General features: G+C 73.5%; 1 protein-coding gene. It reads left to right on the top strand.

Annotation, left to right across the window (positions count from 1 at the left end; genetic code table 11):
- Positions 1-532 (top strand): DUF885 family protein (locus tag sphst_RS13725; protein WP_234387656.1); only part of this gene is annotated, 532 nt, incomplete at both ends.

Below are 532 nucleotides of genomic sequence, written 5' to 3'. Positions count from 1 at the left end.
CGACAAGGGCGCCAACGCCGCGCTGAAAAGCCGGCTCGGCGATTACACCCCCGGCGCGGTCAGGGCGAACCTCGCGCGCACCACCCGGACGATCGCGCAGATCGAGGCCGTGCCCCCCGCCACGCTCTCCGACGCCGGCCGCCTCAACCGCGAGGTCGTGCTCTATTCACAAAACCAGCAGCGCACCGCCGCCGAGCGGTTCGGGCTCGGCTCCCCCACCAACCCCTATGTCATCAGCCAGCAGGACGGCGCCTATTTCGACGTCCCCGACTTCCTCGACAGCGCGCACGTCATCAGGACCGCCGCCGACGCCGACGCCTATTGCGCGCGCCTCGACGCGTTCGCGACCGCGCTCGACGGCGACACCGCGACGCAGGCCGAGCGTGCGAAACGCGGCCTCGTCGCCCCCGGCTTCTCGCTCGACCTCGCGCTCGGCCAGATGGCGGCGCTGCGCGCCCCCGCGCCCGCGCAGAGCGGTCTCGTCACCTCGGTCGCGACGCGCACCAGGGCCGCGGGGCTGACCGGCGACTGG

It is taken from the genome of Sphingomonas sp. STIS6.2, assembly GCF_000732685.2.
GTDB classification, from domain to species: domain Bacteria; phylum Pseudomonadota; class Alphaproteobacteria; order Sphingomonadales; family Sphingomonadaceae; genus Sphingomonas; species Sphingomonas aerolata.
Note: the sequence above shows the minus strand (reverse complement) of the source record. Positions and strands in the feature narration are given on the sequence as shown.